Annotated in this window: 15 protein-coding genes; all 15 read right to left on the bottom strand. The window is 72.1% G+C overall.

Translation table 11 applies throughout. The features are described 5' to 3' along the window. Positions 1-302: flagellar motor protein MotB (locus ABT369_RS56090; RefSeq protein WP_350626662.1), on the bottom strand; the 302-nt coding region annotated here is incomplete at its 3' end. A 102-nt stretch (positions 303-404) separates the two neighbouring features. Continuing rightward, positions 405-1,178 (bottom strand): flagellar motor protein, encoded by a 774-nt coding sequence (locus ABT369_RS56095; protein WP_350626664.1) that lies wholly within the window; start codon positions 1,176-1,178, stop codon positions 405-407. 5 nt (positions 1,179-1,183) lie between these two features. Beyond that, on the bottom strand, positions 1,184-1,468 hold the full coding sequence (locus ABT369_RS56100) for a flagellar FlbD family protein (RefSeq protein ID WP_350626666.1): 285 nt from the start codon (positions 1,466-1,468) through the stop codon (positions 1,184-1,186). Positions 1,469-1,484: 16 nt separating this feature from the next. Next, a complete protein-coding gene (locus ABT369_RS56105; protein WP_350626668.1) occupies positions 1,485-2,708 on the bottom strand; it encodes a flagellar hook protein FlgE in 1,224 nt (407 codons plus the stop codon). A 16-nt stretch (positions 2,709-2,724) separates the two neighbouring features. Further along, positions 2,725-3,342 carry a flagellar hook capping FlgD N-terminal domain-containing protein gene (locus tag ABT369_RS56110; RefSeq protein WP_350626670.1) on the bottom strand — a complete coding sequence of 206 codons (618 nt, stop codon included), beginning with the start codon at positions 3,340-3,342 and terminating at the stop codon, positions 2,725-2,727. A 379-nt stretch (positions 3,343-3,721) separates the two neighbouring features. Continuing rightward, positions 3,722-6,049, bottom strand: a complete 2,328-nt coding sequence (locus tag ABT369_RS56115; RefSeq protein WP_350626672.1) for a flagellar hook-length control protein FliK — start codon at positions 6,047-6,049, stop codon at positions 3,722-3,724. Beyond that, positions 6,046-7,140, bottom strand: a complete 1,095-nt coding sequence (locus tag ABT369_RS56120) for a transglycosylase SLT domain-containing protein (RefSeq protein WP_350626674.1) — start codon at positions 7,138-7,140, stop codon at positions 6,046-6,048. The genes ABT369_RS56115 and ABT369_RS56120 overlap by 4 nt, the downstream gene beginning before the upstream one ends. After that, the gene (locus ABT369_RS56125) at positions 7,137-7,568 is read right to left on the bottom strand and encodes a flagellar FliJ family protein (RefSeq protein WP_350626676.1); all 432 of its coding nucleotides are present in this window, start codon (positions 7,566-7,568) and stop codon (positions 7,137-7,139) included. Before ABT369_RS56125 ends, ABT369_RS56120 begins: the two co-directional genes overlap by 4 nt. Further along, positions 7,568-8,914 (bottom strand): FliI/YscN family ATPase, encoded by a 1,347-nt coding sequence (locus ABT369_RS56130; protein WP_350626678.1) that lies wholly within the window; start codon positions 8,912-8,914, stop codon positions 7,568-7,570. Before ABT369_RS56130 ends, ABT369_RS56125 begins: the two co-directional genes overlap by 1 nt. Continuing rightward, the gene (locus ABT369_RS56135; RefSeq protein ID WP_350626679.1) at positions 8,911-9,753 is read right to left on the bottom strand and encodes a FliH/SctL family protein; all 843 of its coding nucleotides are present in this window, start codon (positions 9,751-9,753) and stop codon (positions 8,911-8,913) included. The genes ABT369_RS56130 and ABT369_RS56135 overlap by 4 nt, the downstream gene beginning before the upstream one ends. Beyond that, positions 9,737-10,747 carry a flagellar motor switch protein FliG gene (gene fliG / locus ABT369_RS56140; RefSeq protein WP_350626681.1) on the bottom strand — a complete coding sequence of 337 codons (1,011 nt, stop codon included), beginning with the start codon at positions 10,745-10,747 and terminating at the stop codon, positions 9,737-9,739. The genes ABT369_RS56135 and fliG overlap by 17 nt, the downstream gene beginning before the upstream one ends. Positions 10,748-10,768: 21 nt before the next feature. Beyond that, positions 10,769-12,385, bottom strand: a complete 1,617-nt coding sequence (gene fliF, locus ABT369_RS56145; protein WP_350626683.1) for a flagellar basal-body MS-ring/collar protein FliF — start codon at positions 12,383-12,385, stop codon at positions 10,769-10,771. Further along, the gene (gene fliE, locus ABT369_RS56150; RefSeq protein ID WP_350626685.1) at positions 12,385-12,705 is read right to left on the bottom strand and encodes a flagellar hook-basal body complex protein FliE; all 321 of its coding nucleotides are present in this window, start codon (positions 12,703-12,705) and stop codon (positions 12,385-12,387) included. Before fliE ends, fliF begins: the two co-directional genes overlap by 1 nt. A gap of 2 nt (positions 12,706-12,707) precedes the next feature. After that, a complete protein-coding gene (locus tag ABT369_RS56155; protein WP_350626687.1) occupies positions 12,708-13,112 on the bottom strand; it encodes a flagellar basal body rod protein FlgC in 405 nt (134 codons plus the stop codon). A gap of 5 nt (positions 13,113-13,117) precedes the next feature. Then, a complete protein-coding gene (locus ABT369_RS56160; protein WP_350626689.1) occupies positions 13,118-13,495 on the bottom strand; it encodes a flagellar basal body rod protein FlgB in 378 nt (125 codons plus the stop codon). Positions 13,496-13,706 lie beyond the last annotated feature (211 nt).

The raw sequence follows: 13,706 nt of genomic DNA on the forward strand, positions 1-13,706 counted from the left end.
CCGGAGGAGAGGTCCATCGGGCTGTTGGAGTCGGAGGACTCCATGAGGCTGGCCTCGCCGCCGTTGAAGGCGACGGAGGGGTTGCCGAAGCCGACCGCGAGGCCGTTCTTGAGTTCGGCGAATTTCTTCTGGTCGACCTGGGAGATCGCGAACAGCACGATGAACAGCACCATGAGCAGGGTCATCATGTCGGCGTAGGACACCAGCCACCGCTCGTGGTTCTCGTGCTCCTCCTCCTCGTGGCCGCCCTTCTTGTGCTTGGCGTGCGCGCCGGCCTTCGCCGCGTGTCCACCACCACTCATCCCGGCGGCCCCCTTCAGGTCGTTGTAACGCCGTCGGGGATTACATCGGGCCGATCGCCCGACACCGGAGTGCCGGGCGGTTGCCGAGTCGGTGTGGGCCGGTTACGCGGCCTTCTCCTTCTCCTTGGAGGCGCCCGGGGGCAGGAGGCTGCGCAGCTTCTGCGCGACCAGACGCGGGTTGGCACCCGCCTGGATGTTGATGATGCCGGCGATGACCAGCTCCATCTGCCCGCACTCGATGTCGGACAGGCGTTTCATCTTGGCGCCCATCGGCAGCCACATGACGTTCGCGGACAGCACGCCCCACAGGGTGGCCACGAACGCGCCCGCGATCAGGTGGCCCAGCTTGTCGGGCTGGCTGAGGTTCTCCAGCACGTGGATGAGGCCGATGACGGTACCGATGATGCCGATCGTCGGCGCGTACCCGCCCATGGCCGTGAAGATCGCCGCGGCCTGCTTGTCGGCCTTCTTCTTCGCTTCGACCTCGGCCTCCAGGATCGCGGCGAGCTCCTCGGAGTCGGTGCCGTCGATCGCGAGCTGCAGGCCCTTCTTCAGGAAGGGGTCCTGCACCTCCTTCATCGCGTCCTCGAGGGCCAGCAGACCCTCCCGCCGCGCCTTCTCGGCCAGCTTGACGATGTCCTCGACGAGGGAGTCGTACACCGCGGACTTGCTCAGCAGCACCCGCTTGAACGAGTCGACGAGGCCGATGGTGTCCTTGAGCATGCCGCCGGCCATGGCCGCGCCGAGGGTGCCGACGAACACCAGCACCAGCGGCGCGACCAGGAAGATCGAGCCGGGACTGCCGCCCTCGAGGATCATCGCGGCGAAGATCGCGATGAAGGCGAGGACGATTCCTGCGAGGGTTGCCGGATCCATGGTGCCTAGCGCTCCCGACGGTGCAGACGGACGACGTTGGTCTCTTTGACCCGCTCGGCGGCGGCCTCGGCGCGCTCGTCCGGCGTCTGCCCGACCAGGTGCTGCGCCTCGACGACGACCGAGGCACGGTACTGCCGCACGAGCGCCACGAGTTCGGGCAGCGACTCGGCGACGAGGTACTTGGTGCCGTCGACGAGCGTGATCACGGTGTCCGGGGTGCAGTCGGCCCGCTCGACCAGGTCGGGGTTGAGCGCGAACACCGGGCCGTTGAGTCGGGTCAGCAGAATCACGGCGCCCTCCTAGGACTTACCGCTTGAGGTTCACCAGCTCCTGGAGCACGTCGTCCGACGTGCTGATGACCTTGGAGTTGGCCTGGAAGCCGCGCTGGGCGACGATCAGGTTGGTGAACTCCTGAGCGAGGTCGACGTTGGACATCTCCACGGCGCCGCTCTGCAGCGTGCCGAGGCCGCTGGTGCCCGGGGCACCGACCTGCGCCAGGCCGGAGTTGACGGTGAAGCGGTACAGCGAGTCACCGGTCTTCTCCAGGCCGGGCGGGTTGTTGAAGTTCGCGAGCGCCAGCTGGGCGATCGTCTGCTTGTTGCCGTTGGAGAACACGCCCACGAGCTGGCCGTCGGGGTTGATGCTGAACGACTGCAGCGTCGCGGCCGGCGCGCCGTTCTGGGAGAGCGGCTGCACCGTGGTGTTGCCGGTGTACTCCGTCAGGCCCGCCAGGTCCACGCCGATGCCCGAGCCCGAGGCCAGCGGGTCGTACATGATGCCGACCTTGGTGGCACCGTTCTTGTCGGTGAACGTGGGGCCGGTGATCTGCCCGTTGGCACCGAAGGTCAACGCGGTCGGGCCGACGCTGTTCGTACCGTCGGACAACGTGACCGACCACGCCCCGCCCGTGAAGTCGAAGGTCTGGGTCAGGTTGACCGTGTTGCCCGTGACGTCGTACGTCTTGATGGACCGGGTGATCGTCGAGGGATCGGGCGCGTTCGCCGGCAGGTTGCCCGCGACGACCACGGTGTCGGTGGCCGTCGGCGCGATGAGCGTGCCCATCGGCAGGCGGATGTCGCCGAGCGGGGCGTTGCTGTTGACCACGCCGTTGACCGCGGGCCAGCCCTGCACCGCGGCGCCGGTCGGGGTGACCAGCTTGCCCTCGGCGTCGAAGTTGAACGCGCCGGCCCGCGTGTACAGCTGCTCGTTCACCGAGTTCACGACGAAGAAGCCGTCACCGGAGATCATCACGTCGGTGGCCCGGCCGGTCGTCTGCGCGGAGCCCTGCACGAACGTGGTGTTGATCGCCGCCAGGCGCACGCCCAGGCCGACCTGGGCCGGGTTCGTGCCGCCGATCTCCGGCTGCGGGGCACCGGCCGAGCGCATCATCTGGCTCAGCGTGTCGGCGAAGACCGTTTGCGCGGACTTGTACCCCACCGTGTTCACGTTGGCGATGTTGTTGCTGGTCACGTCCAGCATCTGCTGGTGCGCGCGCAGGCCGCTGATGCCGGCGAAGAGTGAGCGGAGCATGTGGGGTGGTTTCCTTTCAGGACGCGGGCTGGCCGGGCGCGGGTCGGGCCGGCACTGACGGGTTCGTCCCCGCTGGTTGCTGCTGTTGCTGCTGCGCGCCGGGCTGCGCGGGCTGGCCGGTCTGCACGGGCGTGTTCTGCGCGGCTGGTGGCGTGTTCTGCGCGTTCGGCTGTGCGGGTTGCGCGTTTTGGGTCGCCGGCGGGGTCTGGCCGTCCGACACCTCGGTCACGCTCGCCAGGGCGATGTCCGTGTTGCCCACGCGCAGGGTGGGCGGGCCGCCGGTGAAGAACTTGGCGGACGACACGACGCCGGTGATCGGGTGGCCGTCCTTGTCCGCGTACGTGACCGTCTTGCCGATCAGGTTGCTCGCCCCGAGCTGAAGCTGCGCGTTGAGCATGCTCTGTTCGGCCGTGGCGAGGTCCTCGAGCTTCTCGACCGTCGTGAACTGCGCGGTCTGCGCCAGGAACTCGGAGTTGTCCATCGGCTTGCTCGGGTCCTGATACTTCAGCTGGGCCACGAGCAGCTTCAGGAACGCGTCCTTGCCCAGATCGCCGCCCGGCTTCGCGGGCTTGTCCGGGTCCTGCTTCGTGGTCGTGGCATCGGTCTGCTTGGTCGGTGCGTACGTCTTCGGCACGTAGTCGGCGACGCTGCCACTGACCGGCGTCGGGGCGGTGATGGCGCACTCCCTTGTTCGGTCCGGTGCGCGGCCCGTCCTGCTGGGTCGCGGTGGTGCTGGTGTTGCTCGGCCCGCGGTGCGGCGGGTGCCGCTGGTGCGGTGCGGCCGGTGGTGCTGGTGTTGCTCGCGCCGCGGTGCGGTGGGTGGTGCTGGTGTTGCTCGCGCCGCGGTGCGGTGGGTGGTGCTGGTGTTGCTCGCGCCGCGGTGCGGTGGGTGGTGCTGGGCCGCGATGGTGCTGGTGCGATGCGGCCGGTGGTGGCCGAGCCGCGATGCGGGCGGGTCCGCCTTGCTGCTGACCTGTCGGCCTGTCGGCCTGCCGGCCGGCGTTCGGGCCGGGTCAGAGGCGGACGTCGAGTCCGTCCGTGGGCTCGGCCGGTGTGGGCTCCGCGACCGTTTCGACGCGTTCGGGCGCTCGTTGTTGAGATCGTCCCTCCGGGTGCCGACCTGAGAAATGTTGCGACTCGTTGCCCGCGAAGGAGGATTGCTGGTTCAGTTCGAGTGCGCACTGGGCGAACCCGGCCGAGCTGAGGTCCTGCCGCAGCTGGGGGAGCGCCGCCTGCAGCGCGGCCTGGCCGGTCTCGCGATCGGCGCGCAGGTGCACCGAGATCGACCCGTCGCGCACCTCGGCGACGATGCTCACGGGGCCGAGCTCCTCGGGGTCGAGCCGTACCGTCATCCGGTGCACCCCGTCGGGCCCCTTGCGCAGCGGCGAGAGCACGCTCACGAGCTGCGGCGCGACGCTCGACCACGCGGCCTGGCCCCCGAGCAGCCCACTGCCGTCCACGGCGGTGCCGCCGACGCCCCCGATGACCGCCGCGAACGTGTTGCCGCCCGCCGCGACCCCGGTGACCGCGCGGCCGTTGCCGGCCGTCTGCGAACCGCTCCCGCCGGTGCCGCCGCTCATGCCCTGCCCGACCCCGCCGCCGCCGACGCTGACACCGGCGGGGACGGCCAGGCCGGTCGCGCCGAGGCTGGGTACGAGGCCGGCGGTGCTCGTGTCCGTGGCCGGCGCGCCGTCATCCGGCTTCGCGGGGCTCTCGGTTCTGGGCGCGGCCGCGGTGGCGACGATCCCGTTCACCCAGCTGAAGCCCGGGTCGGGCGCCGCGGCGGCGACGTGGGGCGCCGGCAACGTGGTGTTCGCGGGTGGCGCGGCGCGAATGTCCGGCGTCATGGGGCTGAAGCCGGGGTTCGGATGCTGCGTGGTGCCGGTCGTCGCGATGGGCGCCTCGGTCGGCGCGGGCCGGTTGCCGGTGGGCGCAAAACCGGTGGGCACAAAACCGGCATCGGCGACCGGGGCGGAAGCAGCCGGGGCAGGAGCGGCGGCCGGGGCAGAAGCGGCGGCCGGAGCAGAAGCGGTGGCTGGGGGAGACGCGGCGGTCGGGGCTGCTGCGGTGGTGACCGGGGCGGCCGCGACGGGAATGGGGATGGCCGCGGTGGGTGTGGGTGCCCCCGCGGTGCTGGGGGCCGTGTTCGCAAGCGGGGCGGGGCCGAGTGCGCCGGTTGCCGTGGGGACTCCGGGCCGCGACCGGGTGGCCGGGGCCGCGGTGGCCTGTGCCGTGGTGGCGATGACCTCGGCGGCCACGAGCCCGTTGCCGTCGCGCAGGACGGCCTCGCCCACGACGATGCCCGGCTCGGGGGAGCGGGCCGTGACGACCCAGCTCGCCTTGGCCGGGCTCGAAGCGGCCGAGGTCGGGGTCGAGACGGATGGCGCGGTCGTGATGGGGGCTGAACCAGCGCCCGGACCAGAAGAGGCGGCCGGCGGCGGGGCCGAGGTCGCGGTCGAGGTCTGCAGCGCGGGCGCAGTCAGCGTCGCGGGCGGAGTCGGAGTCGCGGTCGCGGGCGGGGTCGACGTCTGGGTCGCGGCCGGGGTCGCGGTCGAGGTCCGGGTCGCGGGCACCGTCGTGGGCAAAGCGGTCGTGGGCAAAGCGGGCGGAGTCGGAGTCGCGGCCGCAATAGGAGCCGTGGTCGCGGGCAAGGGCGCGGTCGTGGGCAAAGGCGCGGCCGCTGTAGGAGACGCGGGCGGGCGGGACACGGCCGGTTGGGCGGGCAGGGCGACTTCGGACGTGGCCGGGAGCACGACCACCGGCGCGGTGACGATCGTGGTCGGCCGCGTGCCCATGGCCGCCGCCGCCAGCTTGGACTCCAGGTCCGCCGCGAGGGCGGCGCGGACGGCGGCGTCGGCGGCCGGAGCGTTCGGCGCGGTCGTGACGACCGGGACGACGGTCGGCGGCGGAGCCGGGGCCGGAGTCGAGGCCGGGACCGGGACCGCACCGGGAAGGGGCGTGCCGCGGGAGATCTCAGGCTGCGGCTGCCGGGCGACCACCAGGACCCCGGCGATGCGCATTGCCGCGTCCAGGACCGCCGCCTCCTGAGCCGCGGTGATGTCCGGGACCGCAAGGGGCGGCTGGTCCTGGTCCTGGTCGGGCACCGTGCGCGCCATGGCGTTCTGCAGGAGGTTCACCAAGGGGGCGGCCGGGTCCACCGCGGGAGCCACCGCCGAGCGGAGCTGGTCGCGGGTGAACCGTGGGCGCACCACCAGAGCCTCGGCGCTCTTGGCGGCCTCCAGCGCGGCCGCGAAGGTCTCGTCCAGTGTGGACGGTCCACCCAGGAACGACGGCAGCCCCGTGTCCGTGGTCTTCGTCGTGGCCGAAGCGGCGGGAATCATGCTAGGAGACCTCCGTCCGAAGTGGACTCCGCGGACATCAGGGAAGCGAGGGACGGCGACGCGCCGGCGCCCAGCGACAGGGCGGCCAGTGTCGACGGGGTGAGCGTCGTCGACTCCGTCAGGGGGCCGATCGCGCGGGGCGACAGCTGGGCCAGGGCCGCCTTCACCTTCGGGACGTAGGCCTGGGTCTCGGCGAAGGGCGGAATGCCGCCGTACTTGCTCACCGCGCTCCCGCCCGCGTTGTACGCGGCCAGCGCCAGGTCCACGCTGCCGAACTGTTTGAGATGCGACGACAGCAGCCGGGCCGCGCCGTCCACGGCCTGGGCCGGGTCCAGCGCGTTCACGCCCAGGCCGCGCGCGGTGCCGGGCATGATCTGCATCAGGCCCTGCGCGCCCGCTTGGCTCACGGCGTTCGGGTTGTAGCCCGACTCCACCTTCGCGACCGCGGCCAGCAGGGCGGGGGAGACGCCGTAGCGGGCGCCGGAGGACTGGAAGAGGTCGGCGTACGGTACCGACTCCGGCAGCTGCGTCGAAGAGAGGGCCGCCGGGCGGATCGCGGGCGTGGTCGCGCTCGCGGTCGGGATGATGCGCCGGATCGCCGTCGGGGTGCCGGTCACCTTCTCGGTCTGCACGACGGTGCCGGTGTGCGGGGCCACGACCATGGTGCCGTTGCCGGCGTAGATGGCGATGTGGTTCACCGGGCGCCCGAACGCGAGCAGGTCGCCGGGGCGGGCCTGGGCCAGCGAGGACACTGCGGTGCCGAAGCTCGCCTGGTCCTTGGCGGTGCGGGGGAGCTTGATGCCGACGTCGGCGTAGGCGCGCTGGACCAGGCCGGAGCAGTCCAGGCCGCTCTCGGGGGTGTTGCCGCCGAACTTGTACGGCGTCCCGGCATACTTCTGCGCCGCCTCGACGACCTGGTTGCCGGTGATCGCCGTGGTGCGGCCGAGCGCGGGCGCGGCCGTCGACGCGGTGTCCACCTGGGACTGCAGCGCGTCCTTGAACGACGAGCCGGCGTCCAGGGCGGTGGGGCGGTGCAGCCCGAGCATCGAGCGGATCTCGGCGACGCGGGACTGGGCCTCGAGTACGGTCACTGCCGGTCCTCCTTGTAGGAGCTCGACGTCGTGAGGTCGTCGACCGCCTTCTCCTCCGCGGCCGCCTCGGTGCGCTTGCGCGTGAGGTCGTGGCGCTCCTGGAGCTTCTCGATCGTGCGGCGCTGGACGGCGGCGTCGGTGAGCTCGCGCATGCGCTCCTCGACGGTCTCGTCGGCGAGCCGGCTCAGGCCGATCGCGGCGGCCAGCTCGCCGGCGAGGGCCTGGCGGGCGGTCAGTGTCGCCGCGTACGCCGCGGCCGTCGCGGCGTTGGGCACCGCCCGGCCGTCGAGGTCGCGCTCGCGGGAGCGGACGCGCTGGACGGCGTCGGCGGCGTCGGCTCGTGCGCGTACGACCGCCGCTTTTGCCATGTCTTCCTGGGCCTTGCGGGCGCGCAGCACGGCGCCCAGCCGGAATCCGCTCTTGGCCATCAGCCACCTGCCAGGAGTTCGTCGAGCAGCTGCCACGCCCGGGGCGCCGGGGTGGTGTCCTCCATGTCCTGCCGGAGGAAGTCGTTGATGCGGGGCCACAGCTCGCGGGCCCGGTCGGCGTCGGGGTTGGTGCCGGCCTGGTACGCCCCGATCTCCACCAGCTCCCGCACGTCCCGGTGCGCGGCCAGCATCCGGCGCAGCGCGGTCGCCGCGGCCCGCTGCTCGCGGGTCGTCACCGCGTTCGCGACCCGGGAGACGGACTCGAGCACGTCGATGCTGGGGAAGTGCCCGGACGTGGCCAGGCGCCGGTCGAGCGTGATGTGGCCGTCGAGGATCGAGCGCGCCGAGTCCGCGATCGGCTCGTTGTGGTCGTCGCCCTCGACGAGCACGGTGTAGAGGCCGGTGATGCTGCCCACCGGGGCCGGTCCGGCCCGCTCCAGCAGCCGGGGGAGCAGCGCGAAGACGCTCGGCGGATACCCGCGGGTGGCCGGCGGCTCGCCCGCCGACAGCCCGACCTCGCGCTGGGCCATGGCCGTGCGGGTGAGCGAGTCCATGAGCAGCAGCACGTCCTGGCCGCCGTCGCGGAAGTACTCGGCGATGCGCGTGGCCACGAACCCGGCCCGCAGCCGCACCAACGGCGGCTGGTCCGAGGTGGCGATGACCACGACCGAGCGGGCCAGGCCCTCGGGGCCGAGGTCGTTCTCGATGAACTCGCGCACCTCGCGCCCGCGCTCGCCGACCAGCCCGATGACGGAGATTTCGGCGTCGGTACCGCGGGTGATCATCGACATCAGCGAGCTCTTGCCGACGCCGGAGCCCGCGAAGATGCCCATCCGCTGCCCTCGCCCGCACGGCACGAGCGTGTCGAGCGCGCGCACGCCGAGCGAGAGGGGCTCCAGCACGCGCCCGCGCTCGAGCGCGATCGGGGCGTCGTTCTCCACCGAGACGTGCTCGAGGCCGAACAGCGCCGGGCCGTTGTCCATCGGGCGGCCGAGCCCGTCGAGGATGCGCCCGCGCAGCTGGGGGCCGACGGGGATCTGCAGCGGCGCGCCCGTGCTGCTGACCGGGCTCCCGGTGCCGATGCCGGCGAGCGGGCCGAGGGGCAGGCAGGCGAGCCGGTCGCCGTTGAGCGAGACGACCTCGGCCGGCACGACGGCACCGCGCTGCGGGTCGCCGATCTCGACGAGGTCGCCGACGCTGCCCTCGACCCCGGCCACGGTGACCGACAGGCCGACGATCGACACCACCCGCCCGGTGACGCGCGGGTGGGCGGCGTGCGCGGCGGCCAGAAGCCGTTGCTGAAGCCGACTCGTTTGAGTCAGCCCCGCTGGAAGCGCCGATGTCACTGCTGCAGGACCTCCCGGACCCGGTCGAGCGCGGGGCCCAGCCGGGCGTCGACGGTCGTGGCGTCGCACAGCGCGATCGCGTCGCCGGAGCGCAGGCCCGGATCGTCCACGAGCGTCACCGTGCGGCCGTCCATGACCAGTTCCGTCTCGCCAATCGTCATCAAGTCGGCCGGGTTGAGCCGTACGGTCACCGGACTTGCCGAGGGCGCGAGCGCGAGCGCGCGGGCCAGTGCGTCCCGGCCCGGCTCGGTCGCGGTGCGCAGCTCCCGGGTCAGCACCGCCTCGGCGATCGCGAACGCCGTCGCCACGATCTGCTCCTCGATGTCGTGCGCGGCCGGCACCGCCCGCCCCTCCAGGGCCACGGCCGCCTGCCCGAGCCCGAGCAGTGCCCGCTCGATCCGCTGCCGCTGCGCGTCGGCGGTCTGCGCCGCCTGCTGCGCGACGACGGCCGCGGTCCGCGTCGCCTCCTCGCGGGCCTCGCGCAGCCCCTGCGCCCAGCCGGCCGCGTACCCGGTCGCCTCCGCCTCGCCCCGCCACCGCGCGAGCAGCTCCGGCGGGACCGTCTCGCGCTCGCGCAGGTCGACGTCGAAGCGGGCCGAGGGGGCCGAGCCGGCCCGGCCGTCGCGCAGGACATTCTCGCCGAAGCGGACCGTCGGCGGCTCCTCCGGCGGCGGGAACGCCCGCGTCGCCGGGGTCACCGGCGGGGGCGGGGGCGGCGGGAAGGCCGGCCGCGGAGCGCCCGCGGGCTTGCGCTCCGGCGGCGGGAACGCCAGCGGATAGTCGTCCCGGGGCCCGGCCGGCGGGAACTCGGCCGGGGCGAAGTCAGCCGACGAACTCATCGTCATCGCCCCTGCTGATCACGATCTGGCCGGACTCCTCGAGCGTGCGGATGGCCTGGACGATCTTGGCCTGCGACTCCTCGACCTGGCGCAGCCGCACCGGGCCGAGCATCTCGATCTCGTCGGCCAGGTTCTCCGCGGCGCGCTCGGAGAGGTTCTTCATGACCTTCTGGCGCACCTCCTCGCGCACGCCCTTGAGCGCGGTCGCGAGGTCGTTGGTCTCCACCTGCCGCAGCACCAGCTGGATCGAGCGGTCGTCGAGGGACACGATGTCCTCGAACATGAACATCTTCGAGCGGATCTCCTCGGCCAGCTCCGGGTTGCGCCCGGCGAGGCCCTCCAGGATCAGCCGCTCGGTGGCCCGGTCGGTCCGGTTGATGATCTCGACCAGCGGCTCCAGGCCGCCGACGTTCGACAGGTCGTTGGGCTGCAGCACCGAGGACATCTTGCGCTCCAGCGTCGACTCGACCTGGCGGATGATGTCCGGCGAGGTGCGGTCCATGACGGCGATGCGGTGCGCGACGTCGGCCTGCAGCTCCGGCGCCAGGCCCGACAGGATCTGCGAGGCCTGCGTCGCGGTCATGTGCGCGAGGACGAGCGCGATCGTCTGCGGGTGCTCGTCCTGCAGGAACGACAGCAGCTGCCGCGGGTCGGCCTGGCCGAGGAAGCCGAACGGCACGTCCATGAACACGGTGTTGAGCCGGCCCACGATCTCGCCGGCCCGCTCCCGGCCCAGCGAGGCCTCGAGCAGGTCGCGGGCGAAGTCCATGCCGCCCTGGCCCACGTACTTGTGCCCGGTCGCCATGTCGTGGAACTCCTCGAGCACCACGTTGGCGACGTCCGCCTCGACCTGGCCCAGCCGCACGATCTCGGCGGTGAGCTCCTCCACCTCCGCCTCACGGAGGTGCGCCATGATCTTGGCGGCCTCGTCCTTGCCCATCTGCACGAGCAGGATGGCGGCCTTGCGCAGCCCCGTCATCTCACCCGTGACCATTGATCACCCTCAGCATGGTCGTCACCCGCGCCGGTCCGCGAGCCAGCCGCGCAGCAGCTGCGCGACCTCGTCGGGCTGCTTCTCCACCATCGTCGTGAGGTCGCGGAAGCGGCCGTCGCGGTCGAACTCGTCGCCCGGCGCGCCCCCGCCCTCCAGGGCCGCCGCCCCGCCCGGGCCGCCGCCGCCCTCGAGCGCCAGCTTGGCGCGGGCCGCCTCGATCGCGGCCTGCATCTCCTCGAGCGCGGCGCTCTGCTCCTCGGTGAGCTTCTGCTTCTCCGCCTTCCTGCGCTTGCGCTGGGCCAGGGCCGCGATGATGAGCAGGATCAGCAGCGCGAGCACGATCGCGCCCATCTGGATGTACTGCTGCATCACCTGCGCCTGCTGCCCCTTGGCCGCCTCCTTGGCCGCGTTCTGCTCGGCGGTGGCCGCGGAGGTGTCGAACGCCATCGAGGAGACCGCGATCTGGTCGCCGCGGGCCGGGTCCAGCCCCACCGCGGAGGAGACCAGCTGCTGCAGCTGGGCCAGGTCGACCTTCGCCACCGCGCTGTCGACGATCACCGCGATGCCGAGCTTGTCCACCCGCCCGGGCGCGCTCTTCGTCGTCTCGGTGACCATCCCGACCGCGTTGTTGCGGGTCTCGGTGGTCTGCTGGTACTGCCCGTCCCCGCCGGCCCCCGTCCCGTTCGGCACCTGGATGTTGTCCGGCCCCAGCACCCCGCCGACCGGCACCCCGTTGCCGCCCGAGTACTGCTCGGACTTCTTCTGCTCCGACAGCGGCGGCACGGCCGGGTCGGCGACGTACTTCTGCGTCTTGGTCTCGGTGTTGTCGTAGTTCAGCGCGGCGGTGACGTTCACGGCCGAGTGCCCGGGCCCGACGACGGTGTCGAGCATCGTCTGCACGGCCGTGCGCAGCCGCTGCTCGTAGGCCGACGTCGCCGCGCCCCCGCCGTCCCCGCCGGAGCCGCCGCTGGCGTCGGACGTGGACAGCACCTTGCCGCCGGCGCTGACGACCGTCACCGCGCCCGGTTCGAGCCCCTCCACGCTGGAGGACACCAGGTGCACGATCGACGTGACCTGGTCGCCCGTGAGCGACTGGTTGCCCGTGTTCACCAGCACGGAGGCGGTCGGGGCCTGCTGGTCGTCGGTGAACACGTCCTTCTCGGGGATGGCCAGATGCACCGACGCCGAGTTCACGTTCTTGATCGAGCCGATGGTCTTGGCGAGCTCGCCTTCCAGGGCGCGGCGGTACGTCACCTGCTGCATGAACTCGCTGGTCATGATGCCCTGCTTGTCCAGCAGCGCGTACCCGGCGTCGCCCTGGGCGGGCAGCCCGGCCCCGCTCATCTCGATCCGCAGCGCGTACACCTGGTCGGCGGGCACGTTGATGGTGCCGCCGCCGTCGGAGAGGGAGTACGTGACCCCGTCCGCGTTGAGCTTGTCCACGATGGCGCTCGCGTCCGCGGACGCCAGGTTCGAGAACAGCGGGGCCATGGCCGGCTTGCCGGACCAGCTCGCGAAGAAGTAGCCGCCGATCGCGAGCGCCAGAACGGCGAAGATCGTGACGGCCTTCTGCCCGGGGCTGAACGACTTCCAGCCGTCCAGCCCCCGCCGGCCGAGCGCGGTGAGCCGGTCACGCATCAGGCCTGCATCCTCATGATCTCGTTGAAGGCGTCAAGGGCCTTGTTGCGCACCGCGACCGTCAGGCTCGTGGCGAGGCTGGCCTGGGTCGCGGCGATGATGTAGTCGTGCACGTCGGTGAGCCGGCCCGTGGCCGCCTCGACGGCGAGGTTGTCGGCGGTGTTCTGCACGTCCTGCAGCTTCTGCAGGCCCTGCGCGACCATGTTGCCGAACTGCATCCCGGCCGCCGGGTCGGCCGAGGACCCGGACGTGCCGGTGGTGTTCATGACGGAGGAGAGCGGCGAGATGGCGCCGAGCGGCTGGATCGCGTCGATGCTCATGCTCAGCCCTTACCGACCTGGATCGCGGCCTGGTACTGGTCCTTGGCGCGGTCGACGACGGTCAGGTTCGCCTGGTACGCGCGCTGCGCCATGATCAGCTGGGTCATCTGGCTGCCGAGGTCGATGTCGGGGTACTTGACGTAGCCCTCCCGGTCGGCGAGCGGGTTGTCCGGCTCGTACACCAGCCGCCCCTTCGGATCGCCGAGCGCCGTGCCCGCGACCCGGACGCCGCCCTCGCCGTCGCCGTAGTGGACCGCCTGCGCCTGCACGTAACGGGCGCGGAACGCCTGTCCGCTCGTCGGCACGGCGTCGTTGATGTTCGCGATGTTGTCCGACACCGCGTCGAGCCACTTGCGATACACGGTAACGCCCGTGCCGGCGATGCCGATCGCGCCGAAGATGGTCATCGCGATCAGCCCCGGATGGCCGTGCGCAGGAGCCCGAACTTGTCGTCGGTCGCGCGCAGCATGGTCTGGTACCGCAGCCCGGTGTCGATGTTCGACAGGACCTCGTGGTCGAGGTTCACGTTGTTGCCGTCCTCGCGGGTGGGCTCCAGCGACCGCGCCGTCGTGATGCTCGCGTCCGTTGGGCTGCCCGCCTCCACGGCCATGCGCAGGGCGTCCTCGAACTCGACGCGGCCGGCGAGGAAGCCGGGCGTGTTGATGTTGGCGATGTTGTCGGCGATCACCCGCTGGCGCTTGGCGAGCCCCGTCAGGGCGCCGTGCAGGGTGACCTGGGTGGTGTCCTCGAGCACGAAAATCGGACCCCCGTCGGTGTGTCGCCAGTCCATTGGCGTAGGGGTGAGCCATCCTTGCTCACTGGAGGCATCGGCCCGGTCCCGGCCATGTTGAGGCAGAACGGTGCTTTCTTCGGTTGCCGCTCGGTTGCAGACCGGTGGCACCGTGCGGCCCCTGATACTCAGGGGAACCCCCGGTTCGTGGATCCGGGTGCGGGCCGGGTGCAGCCCGGATGTCCGCGGCACGCCCGATCCATAGCGTCAT

Source organism: Dactylosporangium sp. NPDC000244, from assembly GCF_040300725.1.
Lineage (GTDB): Bacteria > Actinomycetota > Actinomycetes > Mycobacteriales > Micromonosporaceae > Dactylosporangium.